Here is a 16,146-nt window from a genome sequence, read left to right as displayed (position 1 = left end):
TGACCAACAAGCTTTAACTGCTGCTATGGTTTACGTTGATTTGAACCCGATAAGAGCAGGCATTGCTCCGACTATTGAAACCTCCAAGTACACATCTATAAAAGCTCGATTACTTGCTTTAAAACAGAACAAAGACACAGCACCGTTCTTGTTTCCGTTTATTAGCGACAAAATAGCTAATCTATCCGATGGAATACCACTAAAACTACTGGATTATATTGAGCTTGTTGACTGGACCGCTAAACATTGTAGAGATAACAAAGCGAATACGAATCCATCTCTGCCATCAGTTTTACAACGGCTAAATATCACTCCCACAACATGGAACAAAGCCAGTACTGAATTGGAACGTTACCAGGCTACAGCGATTGGCTGTCAATGCAATATTGAAACAGCGAAACGCCACATGAGAAAAACGAGAATACGATTATTTCGATTAGATAGTTAGCTTTCGATTGTAATCTTATTATTTTCAAAAACTTGTATTTACAAGCCACTTCTTGACACCTGCCTTATAAAAAAACACCCAAAACATTTTAAATTAACACTATCTCGACAATAAAATATAAAAACAAACCATCCAATAACAACACCGCAACAAACTATTGCTTTAAATCGGTAAATTGGCCAAAGGTCTGTCCGAGAACCGTGCATAAAGTAAGAGTAGGCGGTCTGTCCTTAAACTTATCACTTACTCCTAATTTTTTTGCATAAAAAAACGGGAAGCCTATTTTACTAGGCTTCCCGTTACTTTGTATGGTCGGTGAAGAGGGATTCGAACCCCCGACCCTCTGGTCCCAAACCAGATGCGCTACCAAGCTGCGCTATTCACCGAAAATTTGTTCGAGCTATGTTTAACTGAGAACGAAGCGTATAATACCTACTAAAATTATAGACGCAAGCCATTTCTTAACCTTTTTTCAACTCTTAGCTCAACTGCTTAATTTACCACCAACCTTTATTAAAATGTGAGTAAAAACACAACAATTAGATCCACTCTCTAACTTAACTAATACAATTGATCCAGATCAGGGACTCATTTCCTTTATGCAACTAACTTCGACTTGTCACTATTATTTTGTTTGGGAAAGAACATGGATTTCTGGCTTGACCTACTTTTTGGAAATGCAATCGGACTATCTTCAATGATAGTCATCTTTGCCGCACTTGCCATCATGCTCTTTTTCGGTGGTTTCTTTATTTACAAAGTAGTAAACGATAAATCTCCTCACTAAAATTTATTAGCAATTTCAAGTCTTGCACCGGAGTATTTGCCATATATACTCCGGTTTTCTTGATCGACTACCTTAGCGAGAATCTCAATAAATAATGGCCTCTACATTACAACTGGTATACTCTTTCTCAATACAATAAACCACACGAGATACCACCATGTCTCAAGATGATGAATTAAATCTTTTTCAAAAGATGATGGGAGATATAACTCCTTTAACTCAAGATACCGCAGAACTAAAAAAACAACATCACGTGTCAGAGGCTCACTTAGCACGTCGAGAGGCTGCGATGAATTTAGCCATTGACGATTCTAGTTATTTGTCATTAGACAACGCGCCCATGATAAAACCGAACGATGTTATCGAGTTCAAACGCAGTGGTGTCCAAGACGGAGTCTACAAAAAACTTCGACTTGGTAAATATCCAATTCAAGCGAAGTTAGACCTACATAAAAAAACGCTGACTCAAGCCCGCGACGAAATTGTCAAATTTCTACGTCAATGCCTAAGAATGGATATAAGAACAGTTATTATTATTCATGGAAAGGGAGAACGCTCAACCCCTCCAGCTCTTGTCAAAAGTTATACTGCCAATTGGCTTACTCAAATGTCTGATGTTTTAGCTGTTCATAGTGCTCAGCAATTTCATGGCGGAACCGGAGCGGTTTATGTTATGTTAAAGAAAAGCGCCGACAAAAAACTAGAAAACCGAGAAAGACATCAAAAACGATTAGGCTAAACTCGAATTGATGCTAAAATACTCGCTCCCTTAGCAACGATTTTTATCGTTGCTTTTTTCATCGTTGTGAAACAGAGAAAAACATGCCCAAAATTACACCACAAAAAACCGAATCTCAACCCACACAAGGCAAGCGCTTAAATAAGTTTATTAGTGAAACTGGATTTTGCTCGCGTCGTGAAGCAGATAAATTAATCGACAGCGGACGAGTAACAATTAATGGCGTGATTCCAGAAATGGGTACAAAGGTATTATCAAACGATGTCGTACTTGTGGATGATAAGCCTCTCAATCAAAAACAGAAACCAATCTATATCGCCTTAAATAAACCAACAGGTATTACATGTACTACCGAAAGAGATATCCCTGGAAATATCGTAGATTTTATTGGTCTTAAACAGCGCATTTTCCCTATTGGTCGTTTAGATAAGCCTTCTGATGGCCTTATTTTTCTGACTAACGATGGCGATATAGTCAATAAAATCCTTCGTGCAGGGAATAATCATGAAAAAGAATACGTGGTCCGAGTTAATAAACCCATTACCAAACAATTTATTAATAAGATGGCTTCAGGTGTCGAGATTCTAGATACAGTAACTCTTCCTTGTAAAGTCACCGAAGAAACTAAGTATTCATTTCGAATTGTGCTAACTCAAGGGTTAAATCGTCAAATTCGTCGGATGTGTGAAGCATTGGGATATGAAGTATTTAAACTACGTCGAGTTCGAATTATGAACATCAGCTTAGATGGTATCCCAAACGGGAAATGGCGCTACCTGACAGACTCAGAAGTAACTGAGATTCTAAAAATGAGTGGCCATTCAAGTAATACAGAAGAAGCATCTAGAGTTAATGCACAAGGAAAACGCATTAGAAAAGCGACTGATGCTAAGTTGTTTGATAGTAGAGAAGAAAACCAACCATCACGCGCTAGAAGAAATCAAAAGACTAGGATTTATTCAGGAAATAACGCTGACGAATTTCGCCATTCACCAACAAAACGTAAACTTTCGCCACAATCAGAAAATAGACCTAACAAAAAAACGATATCCGGTACACTTTCGTTAAAAAAGTAATGCATCTATAAATCACCTAACTGATATTAATACAAGCAATGTTAGTTAGGTGCATAATCTAACTCTATATTAGCTAGTTAAACTAGCAAACTCACCATTGGTCAACATCAATAAATCACTTGGATCAAGCTCTATATCCAATCCTCGTTTGCCAGCGGAAACATAAATACAATCTAATTCATTTGCACTACTGTCTAAAAAAATCGGTACTCTTTTTCTCTGTGCTAATGGACTTATCCCTCCCACAATATAACCAGAAGATTTTTGTGCGATAACCGGGTTAGCCATTTCCGCTTTCTTTGCCTTGGCAGCTCGAGCGGCTTGTTTTAAATTCAGTTTATTTTCAACCGGAATAATCGCCACTGCCAGGTTTTTAGGCTCACCGTTAATACAAAACATTAAGGTTTTAAATACCTTTTTTGGATCTAACCCCAAAACTTCAGCCGCTTCTAAGCCATAACTTTCATGTTTGGGATCATGTTTATATTGGTGAATAATATGGCGTACTTTATTTTTTTTGAGAAGGTCAATTGCTGGTGTCATGTTCTCACTCTAAACTAGTCAACGTAAAAAGGCGATGCATCTAATAGCATCGCCTTTATCTTAGTCTGTCCTCAATAAAGCGGGACTGTCCTTAAAGCAATATCGTCTTTAAAGCAATATTAAGGTCAAGCGACGGTTACTTGTAAACCATTTCACCATTTGGTTCAAACGTATTTACATCAATCGGGCTATTTTCTTCAAGATAAGCTTTAAGTACTTCTGCATCAACGAAACCAGTATTCACATAACCAGCATTTCCTGTCAATTTAGGATAACCGTCACCACCTGCAGCATTAAAACTTGGCACAGTGAAACGATAAGTCTTATTCATATCAAGAGGCATACCACCAATTTTAACATCACTTACTTTATCACCAGCTACTGTCATCGAAATACCAGCAAACTGAGCATAAGCACCTGAATCAACTGGTTTAGTTGCAACAACATTTAAATAATCTAGAACATCACTGCCTTTCATATCATTATAAGTTACTGTATTTGCAAACGGTTGAACCGTTAATACATCTTTATAAGTGATATCACCCGCTTCCATTGACGCACGTACACCACCTGAGTTCATAACACCAAAGTCAGCTTGAGCACGTTCCATATGAGCGGTAGCAATTAAACGTCCTAGGTTAGTTTGTTGGAAACGAACCACATTACGTTCACCTACCAGGTTACCATTAGTTTCAGCTACTTTCTTATTAAGCTGATCTTTGCCTTTATCTTGGAACGGTTGTAAGAAGGCTGTCATTTCTGCATCTTGAGCAATTTCATCTTGAATGAATACACGCTGGCTCTTTCCATCAACTTTAATTTTTTTCTTAAGGTTGACTGGGATTAGGTTATAACTCACCATTTCCAATTCACCGTTGGTGAATTCAAAATCAGCACGTCCTACATATTTACCCCATTCATGAGCTTGAACAATCCACGTACCATTTTGGTTATCAGGCTTACACTCAGCTCCCGGTTTGAAAGACTTGTTCATCACATTAGGCCCTTCCATACAAACAGGCTCTTGTGAGTGTCCTCCAACAATGATATCTAATGAACCTTCATCCAAATAACGTGCCAGAGCTACATCACCCGGGGCATTAACGCCACGGTTACCATTTTCATAATGTCCCATATGCGTTACTGCAAAGATAAGATCTGGTTTTTCGCTTTGTTCTAATTCAGCGATCAGATTTTTTGCTTCTTCTTTTGGATCTCTAAAGTCCAATCCAGCAATGTACTCAGGATTACCTATTTTCATTGTATCTTCAGTCGTTAGACCGATAACAGCAATCTTAATTCCTTGCTTTTCAAACATTTGATAAGCTTGATACTTTCGCTCACCAGTTGCTTTATCATAAATGTTAGCCGACAACATTGGGAAACCACCCCACTCAATTTGTTGCTCTAACACTGAAAGAGGGTTATCGAATTCATGGTTACCTAGTGCCATTGCATCATACCCAAGTTTATTCATGCCTTTAAAATCTGGTTCAGCATTTTGGAGATCTGATTCAGGTACACCTGTGTTAATATCACCACCAGAAAGAAGCAACACACTTCCCCCCTCAGCGGCAACTTCAGCGCGTAATTCATCAATTAGAGTTTTACGAGCTGCCATACCATACTCACCATATTTATTTGACCAAAAACGGCCATGGTGATCATTCGTATGTAAAACAGTTAATTTATAAGTTTGGTCTTGCTCCCACGCTGGTCCTGTAGCACAACCAGCCAATGTTGCTAGGATAGCTGCACTAAGCGCAGTTTTAAGAATTATGCGTTCCTTCATCTTCTTTACCTTTAATTTTATTTGTGGTGATTCACTGCCTAAAGGTCTCCGGATCAGCTCTTTACAAAAGGGAAAAATAAGCAAAATGTCAAAGAGACCGTATATTACAATTGCAAAATTATTAAATATACTAAACCTTTATAGTATAGATTCATTGCTATTAAAATGATTTATTACCGATAAAACACAACATCATCACATGTAATCGATTGCTTTTTCGAAACAAGGTCAATAAGGTATTTTCATGGGCGATGTTAACCGAAAAAAGCAATGTAATTATTTAAGCGATATGACGGTAAAAAGATAGCAAAAAGCCGTCGACTTCACATCAACCGACGGCTTTCATAAAAATAGACTTTATTTGATATCGATATGGTCGAAACTCTTAATTAAGTCATCAAGCGATTTCATTTGCGCCAAGAAAGGCTCTAGCTTATCTAAAGGTAATGCTGAAGGACCATCGCATTTCGCTTGATCAGGATTTGGATGTGCTTCGATAAACAAGCCAGCAATCCCCGTGGCTAAACCTGCTTTTGCAAGTTCAACTGTTTGCTCTCTGCGCCCACCAGATGCCGCACCAGATGGATCTCGCATTTGAAGAGAATGAGTAACATCAAAGATAATCGGTTGACCATTTGATACTTTCTTCATAACACCAAAACCAAGCATATCAACCACTAGATTATCGTACCCCATGCAAGATCCGCGTTCACAAAGAATAATTTTTTCGTTACCACATTCTGCAAATTTATCAACAATATTACCCACTTGATCAGGGCTCATAAACTGTGGTTTTTTAACATTAATAACAGAACCAGTTTTAGCCATTGCTTCTACAAGATCAGTTTGACGGGCTAAAAAAGCAGGTAACTGGATAACATCCACTACATCGGCTACAACTTGAGCTTGTGCTTCTGTATGAATATCTGTAATGATTTTTACACCGAAGGTTTGTTTTATTTCTTCGAATATTTTTAATCCTTCATCAAGGCCAGGACCGCGATAAGAGTGAACAGAACTTCGATTAGCCTTGTCAAAAGACGCTTTAAACACGTAAGGGATACCTAACTTCTCAGTTACATTGACATAATACTCACATATTTGCATCGCCAGGTCGCGTGACTCAAGAACGTTCATTCCTGCAAATAAAGTAAAGGGTTTATCGTTTGCTACCGGAATATCGCCAACGTGGACAATTTTTTGTTCCATTTTTTATCTCTCTATTTTGGGTCAATGGCCACAGTTAATAACGATAACTGCTGCATTTTTATAACTTAAGCTGAACGTTCAAGTCATTCAGCTTAATGTATTGTCACTGGATTTTGTTCTAACGCTGTTAACTGGCTTTTTAAAAGGTCAGCCGCTGGATCCTCTGGGCATTGTTCAATAAAAAATTGATAATCAATTTTGGCGATCTGATGGCAATCTAATTGCTGATAAATGAACCCTCTATCTCTAATTTCATATGGATCATCAGGCACAAAGGTCAGCGCAAGATTCGTACACTTGAGCGCTAAAGTATACCGTTCTTCTCGTAAAAGGGCGCTTTTAATTACCGCTAACCATCGACCAATAATAGTAGGATGATCCGCAGCCTGAAGATGTTCTGGTTTTAGCTTAGCAAGCGGCCCTTGATGCCCAATTAGCCACGCAGCTAAGACTCTCTTACTCACATATTCGCCATTATACGGATTAATATATAAAGGTTGTTGATCTTGCCATTCGAGCTTAACTAACAGCTGCGTAGGAAAGGTGACGCCTTTTACTGGGAAGCCTAATTTATTAGCAAAATAGATAAACAAAGCCCCCAAACTAACAGGGATGCCTTTTCGTCGCTTCAATACTTTATCAATAAATACATTTTCTGATGAAAAATACGCATCCTTGTCGCCACAAAAGCCTAAATCTGCATAAAAGTACTGTACAAATGCAGCAAATCTTTCTTGCTCATTAATTTCTTTCTGCTTACTGACAAACAAAGACAATGCGTCCTCTATTTGCGTAAATAGACTGTCTAATTCACTCTTTACCCAGTTGATATCTATATCAGAGTTGATCGCATGGTTTAATGCCAACGCTCCCTCAACCAAGGTCATTTCATCTAAATCTTCATCAAACAAATCAAACATCGTTTACCCCATTAATGCTGGTATTTTAGTCATAGCAATATTGCCAGCCATCAACAACCAACCCAGAGCGCCGAAAAATGCAAAAGTACGCACTAAACGATGGTTAGCAACACGCAATGCAAAAAAACCTAACGCAAAATACGCCAAAATACAGGTTACTTTTTCTGTAAACCATTCATTACCCGGCGTAAATGGTATAAAACCCAAACTAATAATGAGCCCAATACCACTTAACAGTAAAACGGTATCAACTATGTGCGGTAAAACTTTTAATACTTTCTTCTCAATTATTGGCGAATTAGACATCAGCAAGACATAACGAATTGATAGTAAAAGTGCGCTGATGGCAATTGACAGTAAATGAATGTTTTTTATGGCTAAATACACTATGAATTCTCTTTTATCATGAATTGAATGAGTACTGACCTAGAGTTACTCTATCATTACCTGCGTAATCTTGTTCGGTCGATACTTGGGTATAACCTAATCCCAACATGATATCTCGAACTAACTTACCTTGTTCACAACCATGTTCAAATAACAACCACCCATCGTTTTCTAGGTAATTTATCGCTTGTGTCGCAATAATTCGGATATCAGACAGGCCATTATCTTGAGCAACTAAAGCAGTGCTTGGTTCGAACCTTACATCCCCTTCGGTTAGATGCGGATCATTTTGTTCGATGTATGGCGGATTAGATACAATGGCGGCAAATTTAATTCGACTGTCATTATCTAAACTACATCTGTGATGAATACGCTCATTATGAACACAAGCCTTTTGCTCTTGTTCGTTTCGTCCTAGCGGCTCAAACCAACTACCGCATAAGAACTGAGTATTGTCTATTTTCAAATTTTCGGCATTCTTTTGCGCTAGACCTATCGCGGCCATTTGAATATCGATCCCCACTATCTGGTGCTGGGGGCATTCAGACGCAAGGGCTAGCGCAATAGCGCCTGTACCGGTACCTAGATCCAAAATAAATGCCGCAGACCGTGGAAGTTTGGTTAAAGTTATTTCAACCAAACGTTCTGTATCAGGCCGAGGTATCAACGTCGATGGCGAAACCGCTAGAGGCAACGACCAAAACTCTCTCTCACCGGTAATATAGGCGATAGGTTCACCAGTTAATCGACGTTGAAGAAGATCAATAAAATGTAAATATTGCTCCTCAGATAAGATTTTTTCTGGCCACGTTAAAAGATAACTACGAGACTGTCCTAATACATGGCAAAGTAATACTGACGCATCTAAAGAAGGCGAATCACTACCGCTTTCAATTAACGCAGTGATTGCCGTTTTTAAGGTTGTTTCAATAGAGAGATTTGTATCCATAGTCTGCTGTAGCTTTTATTAATTATGTTCTGCTAGTGCAGCAAGTTGGTCCGCTTGATACTCTTGAATAACTGGATCAACCAAACTCTGTAAGTCACCTTCCATAATTTCAGACAAGCGGTACAACGTTAAATTAATACGGTGATCAGATACACGACCCTGAGGATAGTTATAAGTACGAATACGGTCACTTCTATCGCCTGAGCCTAGTAGATTACGACGAGTATCGGACACTTCTTCCGCACGTCTTGCTTGCTCGGCTTGAATAATTCTAGCCGCAAGTACCGACATTGCTTTGGCCTTATTTTTATGTTGCGAACGTTCATCCTGACACTCAACTACCGTACCGGTTGGTAAGTGAGTAATACGAATAGCAGAATCGGTGGTATTAACATGCTGACCACCAGCGCCTGATGAACGAAATGTGTCAATTTTCAAATCAGAACTTTTGATTTCAGGCAGATCAGCCTCCGGAATTTCCGCCATTACCGCTAAAGTACATGCAGAGGTATGAACTCGACCTTGCGACTCGGTAGCAGGCACACGTTGAACACGGTGACCACCAGATTCAAATTTTAGAATACCAAAAGCACCTTCACCATTTACTTTAGCTATCATTTCTTTATAGCCACCTTGTTCCGACTCATTTGAGCTTATGACTTCAATGCGCCAACCTTTTTTCTCAGCAAAACGACTGTACATGCGAAATAAATCACCGGCAAAAATGCCTGCTTCATCGCCCCCTGCCCCTGCTCGAATTTCTAAGAAGCAATTGCGTTCATCATTTGGATCTTTAGGAATAAGCAAAATCTGTAGCTCTTCAGATAGCCGCTCTATTGCCGCTTTTGCTTCATTGATCTCTTCTTGAGCCATCTCTCGCATTTCGGCATCATCTTCTTTAGCCATTTCTTGCGCAGCAGAAAGATCCTCTTGAGCCTGTTGATAGGCTTGGAAACACTTAGTCACCTCTTCTAATTGTGAATATTCTTTAGAAAGTGCGCGGAATTTATTTTGGTCACCTAATACATCAGGATCACCAAGTAAATGCTGAACTTCTTCGTAACGCTCTACGAGAGTTTCAAGCTTAGTCAGGATGGATGATTTCATAATCTTCTTTAATTTTGTTGTAGGTCGTCTAAACCTATACTCTGCCTAATAACAGAAAGTTTATCTGGGTCACCTTGCTCCGCGGCCAATTGAAGAGCACGAGTAGGAGCATGGATCAATTTATTGGTTAATTTATTACTCAGTTCAAGTAGTACCTGCTCTGGTTCACAGCCAGATGCCAATGACTGTAAGCTTTTAGCAATCAATTCTTCTCTAACGGCATTCGCTGACGTTCTAAACTCTCTTATACTATCAACGGCTTGAAGAGAACGCAGCCAAGTCATAAAGGCCGCGCTTTCTTCAGATACTATCGCTTCTGCTTGAATGGCTTCAACTTTGCGTTGTTCCATATTTTGCTTAACGATTGATTGTAAATCATCAACAGTATAGAGATAAATATCATTCAAGTCCCCTACTTGCTGTTCCACATCTCTAGGAACGGCAATATCAACAATAAGGATAGGTTGACGTTTACGTTGTTTTAACGCTGATTCAACCATTCCTTTACCGATAATAGGTAGAGGGCTAGCGGTAGAACTAATAACAATATCTGCTCGATGCAAATTATCAGGGATTTCTTCAAGGCTAATAACATCAGCATTAAATTTTTCAGCAAGACCCAATGCACGTTCTCGCGTTCTATTGGCAACGATAATATTATCACAACCATTGTCGGTAAGATGTTTCGCCACCAATTCAATGGTTTCCCCTGCCCCTACTAATAAAACCGTCGAATTAGCTAATGACTCAAAAATATGTTTTGCAAGTGTACAAGCTGCGTAAGCGACAGATACGGCACTTCCACCTATCTCAGTTTCTGTCCTTACTCTTTTCGCTACAGAAAAGGTTTTTTGAAAAAGCTTTTCCATGGTTCCATCTACAGATTTTAAGCTTCTCGCACTAGAGTAAGCCTGCTTAACTTGACCTAGTATTTGCGGTTCACCTAATACTAACGAATCCAAACCACAAGAAACTCGCATCAAATGTTTAATTGCTGCTTGTTCTTCATACACATATAAACTGGACTTAAGTTCATCGGGTTGAATCTGATGAAAATGTGTCAACCAGTCAATAACCTTGCTTTTCGCATTTGATTTCACATCGAAATAGATCTCAGTTCGATTACAAGTGGACAAAATAACACCACTTTTTATATTTGAGTCAGCTTCCAGTTGCTTATGCGCCTCTGTTAATTTATCAGGGGAAAAAGCAACCTTTTCTCGCAACTCAACCGACGCTGTATGGTGATTGATACCAATAGCAAGCAAGGACATGAAATAAAAGATCCAACATTAAAATACATTTGAGGCACGAATTTTACTTGATGGGCCTGACGATTGAAAGAGCGACGGAGTGATGTTTTAATGAGTTCGTGATTTAGATGATATAGTTACCCCTAAAGTCTTACTAAAGTTACGTAATAAACCATCACTATGAAAAAATTAAATCAATATATTTTATTTGTATGTGTGGTGTTCTTTCTTTCCGCTTGTAGCACGCTTCCTGAAGAGTCTGCAACCAACGTAGAATGGGAGCAACACCGCCAAAAGCTAATGAATATCCAATCATTTCAAGCTACTGGGAAAATAGGCTATCGCGGTCCGGATGAGAGCATTAGCCTTAATTTTCATTGGTCACATACCACAAATAAAAGTGAACTACGCTTAATCAACTTCCTTGGATCAACCGTTTTAACGCTAACGATAAGTCCTGAAGGCGCAAAAGTGCTCACTAGCGATAATGAAATGTTTGAAAATAAAGATGCTAATATTCTTTTGGCCAACCTCACTGGGTTGATTTTTCCAGTAACACAAATGCAAAATTGGATAAAGGGGCTACCTGTTCAAGCCGACTCTTATACGTTTAATCAAACAAATACCCTACAAAGTTTACAAAAAATAAACGGTAACAATAACTGGACATTAAATTATGATCGCTATCAAGATCATAATCAGCTACCTCTACCTTATCAAATGACGTTAAATTCAACCGATACTAAAATTAAAATTGTCGTATCCAAGTGGAAATTTTGAACATGCTCACCCAATCAACAACCTGGCCATCGCCAGCTAAATTGAATTTATTTTTATATATCACCGCGCAACGAAATGACGGCTACCATGAATTACAGACCCTGTTTCAATTTCTTGACTATGGCGACACCATTACCATTGAAGCAAATTCAAGCGGTGAAGTTTATCTCACCCCCGACCTAGCAGGAGTCGCATTAGAAGACAACTTAATTTGGAAAGCAGCCCAAGCATTAAAGCAGACAGTACCACCAGAATGCGGTGCCAATATTAGTTTAAGTAAAAAATTACCAATGGGCGGAGGAATCGGCGGTGGTTCTTCAAATGCAGCAACAGTTTTAGTAGCACTCAATTATCTTTGGCAATCGAAGTTATCCTTACAACAATTAGCGGACATTGGATTACATCTAGGAGCTGATGTACCTGTTTTTGTGCATGGTTTTTCGGCATTTGCACAAGGTATTGGCGAACAATTGCAAAAAGTATCGCCAAAAGAAAGCTGGTATCTGGTGGTAAAACCAGATGTAAGCATTTCTACCGCAAAAATTTTCTCTCATCCAAACTTACCTAGAAACACGCCAAAACGAGCTATATCTGAGCTGTTAACTGGATCACAGGAAAACGATTGCGAAAAAATCGTACGATTACTTTATCCAGAGGTTGATAAGCAACTTTCATGGCTGCTACAATATGCGCCGTCAAGATTGACTGGCACAGGTTCATGTCTGTTTGCAGAATTTGATAACAAATTCGAAGCAGAGGAAATTCGTGCTAAACTTCCTGACACTGTCTCAAGCTTTATTGCTCAAGGGAAAAATATCTCCCCGCTGCACGAGACGTTAGCCAGTTACCAATCACTAGATGATAAATAACTAGCCACCACCCAACCTAATTTAAAACTGGACGCAACCCCGAGGTTCCCACTGTGCCTGATATGAAGCTATTTGCTGGTAACGCTACACCTGAACTAGCCCAACGTATTGCTGATCGTCTCTATATTTCACTTGGTGACGCTACTGTTGACCGTTTCTCTGATGGAGAAATCGCGGTTCAAATAAACGAAAATGTTCGTGGTAGTGATGTATTCATCATCCAATCAACTTGTGCTCCTACTAATGACAACTTAATGGAATTAGTAGTAATGATTGATGCGATGCGCCGTGCTTCTGCTGGCCGTATTACCGCTGTAATCCCTTACTTCGGTTATGCTCGTCAAGATCGTCGCGTTCGCTCTGCTCGTGTGCCTATCACAGCAAAAGTAGTGGCGGATTTTCTATCCAATGTTGGCGTTGACCGCGTATTAACTATCGACTTACACGCAGAACAAATCCAAGGTTTCTTCGATGTTCCAGTAGACAACATTTTTGGTACTCCTGTGCTATTGGAAGATATGGCCAACCGTGGCTTAGAAGATCCAGTTGTTGTTTCTCCAGATTTAGGTGGTGTTGTTCGAGCTCGCGCAACCGCTAAAGCACTGGGTAATATCGACATAGCCATTGTCGACAAACGTCGTCCTCGTGCTAACGTATCTGAAGTGATGAACCTTATTGGTGAAGTTGAAGGCAGAGATTGTGTAATTGTCGACGACATGATTGATACTGGTGGCACACTTTGTAAAGCTGCGGAAGCACTTAAAGAACGTGGAGCTAAACGTGTATTTGCTTACGCCACCCATGCAGTATTTTCTGGCAGCGCCGCGAAAAACATCAAGAACTCTGTACTAGATCAAGTTATTATCACTGATTCAATTACACTTTCAAAAGAAATGGCAGCCACAGGTAAAGTAACTCAATTAACTTTATCAAGTATGCTTGCTGAAGCTATTCGTCGCATAAGTAACGAAGAGTCTATTTCAGCTATGTTTAATTAACTTGAGCATAGCTCAAGTTAATTAGCTAAAAACAGAGACACTTAACTAAAATTCCACCATAGTCACTCATTAGTTATGATAATCGTTACTGTTTATAAAAACACCTCTTAGCGAGGTGTTTTTTTGTTTCATCTAGAGCACGGTGTACATCTCGCATGACCACGTATTTCTATGCTACTATACCGCGCTTTTTAAAAATCCGAGAGAGAGCTAATCGTGAGTCAACAAATTAAACTCCTCGTAGGTCTAGCAAATCCGGGCCCTGAGTATGCAAAAACCCGACACAATGCCGGTGCATGGGTTGTTGAAGAGTTAGCGCGAGTTCACAACATTACGCTGAAAAATGAACCTAAATTCTTTGGTTATACTGGCCGAATTATGGTTAATGGCGAAGATTTAAGGCTCCTAATACCGACTACTTTCATGAATTTATCGGGTAAAGCGGTAGCAGCAATGGCAAAATATTACCAAATTGAAGCCGAAGCAATTATGGTTGCTCATGATGAGTTGGATCTTCCTCCGGGTGTGGGTAAATTTAAAAAAGGTGGTGGTCATGGCGGTCATAACGGCTTACGTGACACGATAAGTAAACTGGGTAACAATAAAGAATTTTACCGCTTACGGGTTGGTATTGGCCATCCGGGGCATAAAGATAGAGTATCTGGTTATGTATTAGGTAAAGCCCCATCAAAAGAACAAGAATGTATTGACGCTGTCGTAGATGAATCTGTGAGAAGCTTAGATATATTACTTAAAGATGGCATAGCCAAAGCACAAAATCGCTTACATACGTTCAAAGCAGAATAAGGTTTATATCATGGGTTTTAAATGTGGCATCGTTGGTCTACCTAATGTAGGTAAGTCAACTCTGTTTAACGCGCTAACCAAAGCGGGTATTGAAGCAGCAAACTTTCCATTTTGTACTATCGAGCCAAATACTGGCATCGTTCCAGTTCCAGATCTACGCTTAGACGCCTTAGCAGAGATCGTTAACCCGCAGAAGATACTTCCAACCACAATGGAATTTGTTGATATTGCTGGCCTCGTAGCAGGAGCGTCAAAAGGCGAAGGGCTAGGAAACAAGTTTCTAGCAAACATACGTGAAACCGATGCAATTGGTCATGTAGTTCGCTGTTTTGAAAACGAAAACATCGTACACGTAGCAGGAAAAATATCACCACTAGATGACATTGAAATAATCAATTTAGAACTTGCCCTTGCTGATCTAGACAGCTGTGAAAGAGCACTTCAACGTCAAGCCAAGCGAGCGAAAGGTGGAGATAAAGATGCTAAGTTTGAAATCACAGTACTAGAAAAGCTTCTTCCGGTATTAACAGAAGGTGGAATGGCTCGAACCGTTTCATTAACAAAAGAAGAATTGAAGGCTGTCGATTACCTTAACTTCTTAACGTTAAAGCCAACAATGTACATCGCAAATGTCAGTGAAGACGGTTTTGAAGACAATCCATATTTAGATCAAGTACGTGAATACGCAGAAAAAGAAAATAACGTGGTAGTACCAGTGTGTGCAGCTATAGAATCAGAACTATCTGAATTAGATGACGAAGATCGAGCTGAATTCTTAGAAGATATGGGAATAGAAGAACCAGGACTAAATCGAGTAATCCGTTCTGGATACGAACTATTAACTCTCCAGACCTATTTTACCGCTGGAGTCAAAGAAGTACGTGCGTGGACCATTCCTGTCGGCGCTACCGCACCACAATCTGCTGGTAAGATACATACCGACTTTGAAAAAGGGTTCATTCGCGCAGAAGTAATTGGCTACGAAGATTTCATTCAATTTAAAGGCGAAAGTGGCGCAAAAGAAGCCGGTAAATGGCGTTTAGAAGGCAAAGACTACATTGTCAAAGATGGCGATGTAGTTCATTTCCGGTTCAATGTATAAAATCAGCTTTTCATGTTAAAAAAACCACTTCACTGAAGTGGTTTTTTGTTTTATTTATCTTACCGAGAAAAAACAATTAAGCGCACAAAACCTAGAATACTTGTCAGTTTTTAACCAAATACAATCATCTTTGTTTAAAAAAACCGCGAACAATCTTTTTAACACGATTTATTAAAAAAATAGGTTGACGAGTTTCTCGCAGATAAGCATAATGCGCTCCGTTCTCATCGCAGCTTAGACGCAGCGTTTGATGGCATTTTGGCTACGTAGCTCAGCTGGTTAGAGCACATCACTCATAATGATGGGGTCACAGGTTCAAATCCCGTCGTAGCCACCATATTTTATTTTTAGATAGGATTGATTTTTGTCTAGAAATTAAG

Annotated in this window: 17 protein-coding genes and 2 tRNA genes; 10 read left to right on the top strand and 9 right to left on the bottom strand. The window is 39.4% G+C overall.

Annotated features, from left to right (window positions below; all coding sequences use genetic code 11):
- Window positions 1-448 (top strand): hypothetical protein (locus R3X26_RS18195; RefSeq protein ID WP_317718747.1); only part of this gene is annotated, 448 nt, incomplete at its 5' end.
- Between the two features lie 309 nt (window positions 449-757).
- Here R3X26_RS18195 and R3X26_RS18190 read toward each other — a convergent pair.
- A tRNA-Pro gene (locus R3X26_RS18190) sits at window positions 758-834 on the bottom strand.
- A 260-nt stretch (window positions 835-1,094) separates the two neighbouring features.
- On the opposite strand from R3X26_RS18190, the gene R3X26_RS18185 reads away from it, so the two are divergent.
- The 3 genes from R3X26_RS18185 (at window position 1,095) to rluF (ending at window position 3,050) form a co-directional block, all read left to right on the top strand.
- Window positions 1,095-1,235: a DUF3149 domain-containing protein gene (locus R3X26_RS18185; protein ID WP_317718746.1), complete on the top strand. Its 141-nt coding sequence runs from the start codon at window positions 1,095-1,097 to the stop codon at window positions 1,233-1,235.
- 157 nt (window positions 1,236-1,392) lie between these two features.
- Window positions 1,393-1,974, top strand: coding sequence for a DNA endonuclease SmrA (gene smrA, locus R3X26_RS18180; protein ID WP_317718745.1), 582 nt, complete (start codon window positions 1,393-1,395; stop codon window positions 1,972-1,974).
- Window positions 1,975-2,057: 83 nt separating this feature from the next.
- Complete coding sequence (gene rluF, locus R3X26_RS18175; protein WP_317718744.1) at window positions 2,058-3,050, top strand: 23S rRNA pseudouridine(2604) synthase RluF; 993 nt, start codon at window positions 2,058-2,060, stop codon at window positions 3,048-3,050.
- A 69-nt stretch (window positions 3,051-3,119) separates the two neighbouring features.
- On the opposite strand, the gene ybaK is transcribed toward rluF, so the two are convergent.
- The 8 genes from ybaK to hemA all read right to left on the bottom strand — a co-directional run bounded on the left by ybaK (window position 3,120) and on the right by hemA (window position 11,231).
- Window positions 3,120-3,593: a Cys-tRNA(Pro) deacylase gene (gene ybaK / locus R3X26_RS18170; RefSeq protein WP_317718743.1), complete on the bottom strand. Its 474-nt coding sequence runs from the start codon at window positions 3,591-3,593 to the stop codon at window positions 3,120-3,122.
- A gap of 136 nt (window positions 3,594-3,729) precedes the next feature.
- Window positions 3,730-5,385, bottom strand: coding sequence for a bifunctional UDP-sugar hydrolase/5'-nucleotidase UshA (gene ushA / locus R3X26_RS18165; protein WP_317718742.1), 1,656 nt, complete (start codon window positions 5,383-5,385; stop codon window positions 3,730-3,732).
- Window positions 5,386-5,742: 357 nt separating this feature from the next.
- On the bottom strand, window positions 5,743-6,594 hold the full coding sequence (gene kdsA / locus R3X26_RS18160; RefSeq protein WP_317718741.1) for a 3-deoxy-8-phosphooctulonate synthase: 852 nt from the start codon (window positions 6,592-6,594) through the stop codon (window positions 5,743-5,745).
- 92 nt (window positions 6,595-6,686) lie between these two features.
- On the bottom strand, window positions 6,687-7,514 hold the full coding sequence (locus R3X26_RS18155; RefSeq protein WP_317718740.1) for a SirB1 family protein: 828 nt from the start codon (window positions 7,512-7,514) through the stop codon (window positions 6,687-6,689).
- A gap of 3 nt (window positions 7,515-7,517) precedes the next feature.
- Window positions 7,518-7,901, bottom strand: a complete 384-nt coding sequence (locus tag R3X26_RS18150; RefSeq protein ID WP_317718739.1) for a SirB2 family protein — start codon at window positions 7,899-7,901, stop codon at window positions 7,518-7,520.
- A 16-nt stretch (window positions 7,902-7,917) separates the two neighbouring features.
- Complete coding sequence (prmC, locus tag R3X26_RS18145) at window positions 7,918-8,850, bottom strand: peptide chain release factor N(5)-glutamine methyltransferase (protein WP_317718738.1); 933 nt, start codon at window positions 8,848-8,850, stop codon at window positions 7,918-7,920.
- An 18-nt stretch (window positions 8,851-8,868) separates the two neighbouring features.
- Complete coding sequence (prfA, locus tag R3X26_RS18140; RefSeq protein ID WP_317718737.1) at window positions 8,869-9,957, bottom strand: peptide chain release factor 1; 1,089 nt, start codon at window positions 9,955-9,957, stop codon at window positions 8,869-8,871.
- Window positions 9,958-9,965: 8 nt separating this feature from the next.
- Window positions 9,966-11,231, bottom strand: a complete 1,266-nt coding sequence (gene hemA, locus R3X26_RS18135; protein WP_317718736.1) for a glutamyl-tRNA reductase — start codon at window positions 11,229-11,231, stop codon at window positions 9,966-9,968.
- Between the two features lie 159 nt (window positions 11,232-11,390).
- Here hemA and lolB point away from each other — a divergent pair, with 159 nt between their 5' ends.
- The 6 genes from lolB (at window position 11,391) to R3X26_RS18105 (ending at window position 16,103) form a co-directional block, all read left to right on the top strand.
- Window positions 11,391-11,990 carry a lipoprotein insertase outer membrane protein LolB gene (gene lolB / locus R3X26_RS18130; protein WP_317718735.1) on the top strand — a complete coding sequence of 200 codons (600 nt, stop codon included), beginning with the start codon at window positions 11,391-11,393 and terminating at the stop codon, window positions 11,988-11,990.
- A gap of 2 nt (window positions 11,991-11,992) precedes the next feature.
- Window positions 11,993-12,859 carry a 4-(cytidine 5'-diphospho)-2-C-methyl-D-erythritol kinase gene (ispE, locus tag R3X26_RS18125; protein WP_317718734.1) on the top strand — a complete coding sequence of 289 codons (867 nt, stop codon included), beginning with the start codon at window positions 11,993-11,995 and terminating at the stop codon, window positions 12,857-12,859.
- Between the two features lie 53 nt (window positions 12,860-12,912).
- Window positions 12,913-13,857 (top strand): ribose-phosphate pyrophosphokinase, encoded by a 945-nt coding sequence (locus R3X26_RS18120; RefSeq protein WP_317718733.1) that lies wholly within the window; start codon window positions 12,913-12,915, stop codon window positions 13,855-13,857.
- Between the two features lie 216 nt (window positions 13,858-14,073).
- Window positions 14,074-14,664: an aminoacyl-tRNA hydrolase gene (gene pth / locus R3X26_RS18115; RefSeq protein ID WP_317718732.1), complete on the top strand. Its 591-nt coding sequence runs from the start codon at window positions 14,074-14,076 to the stop codon at window positions 14,662-14,664.
- Between the two features lie 10 nt (window positions 14,665-14,674).
- Window positions 14,675-15,766 carry a redox-regulated ATPase YchF gene (gene ychF / locus R3X26_RS18110; RefSeq protein WP_317718731.1) on the top strand — a complete coding sequence of 364 codons (1,092 nt, stop codon included), beginning with the start codon at window positions 14,675-14,677 and terminating at the stop codon, window positions 15,764-15,766.
- A gap of 260 nt (window positions 15,767-16,026) precedes the next feature.
- Window positions 16,027-16,103: transfer RNA gene (locus R3X26_RS18105), tRNA-Met, on the top strand.
- Window positions 16,104-16,146: the final 43 nt, after the last annotated feature.

This window comes from Vibrio sp. TH_r3 (genome assembly GCF_033101115.1).
Lineage (GTDB): Bacteria > Pseudomonadota > Gammaproteobacteria > Enterobacterales > Vibrionaceae > Vibrio.
This window is presented reverse-complemented; position numbering and strand designations above follow the sequence as displayed.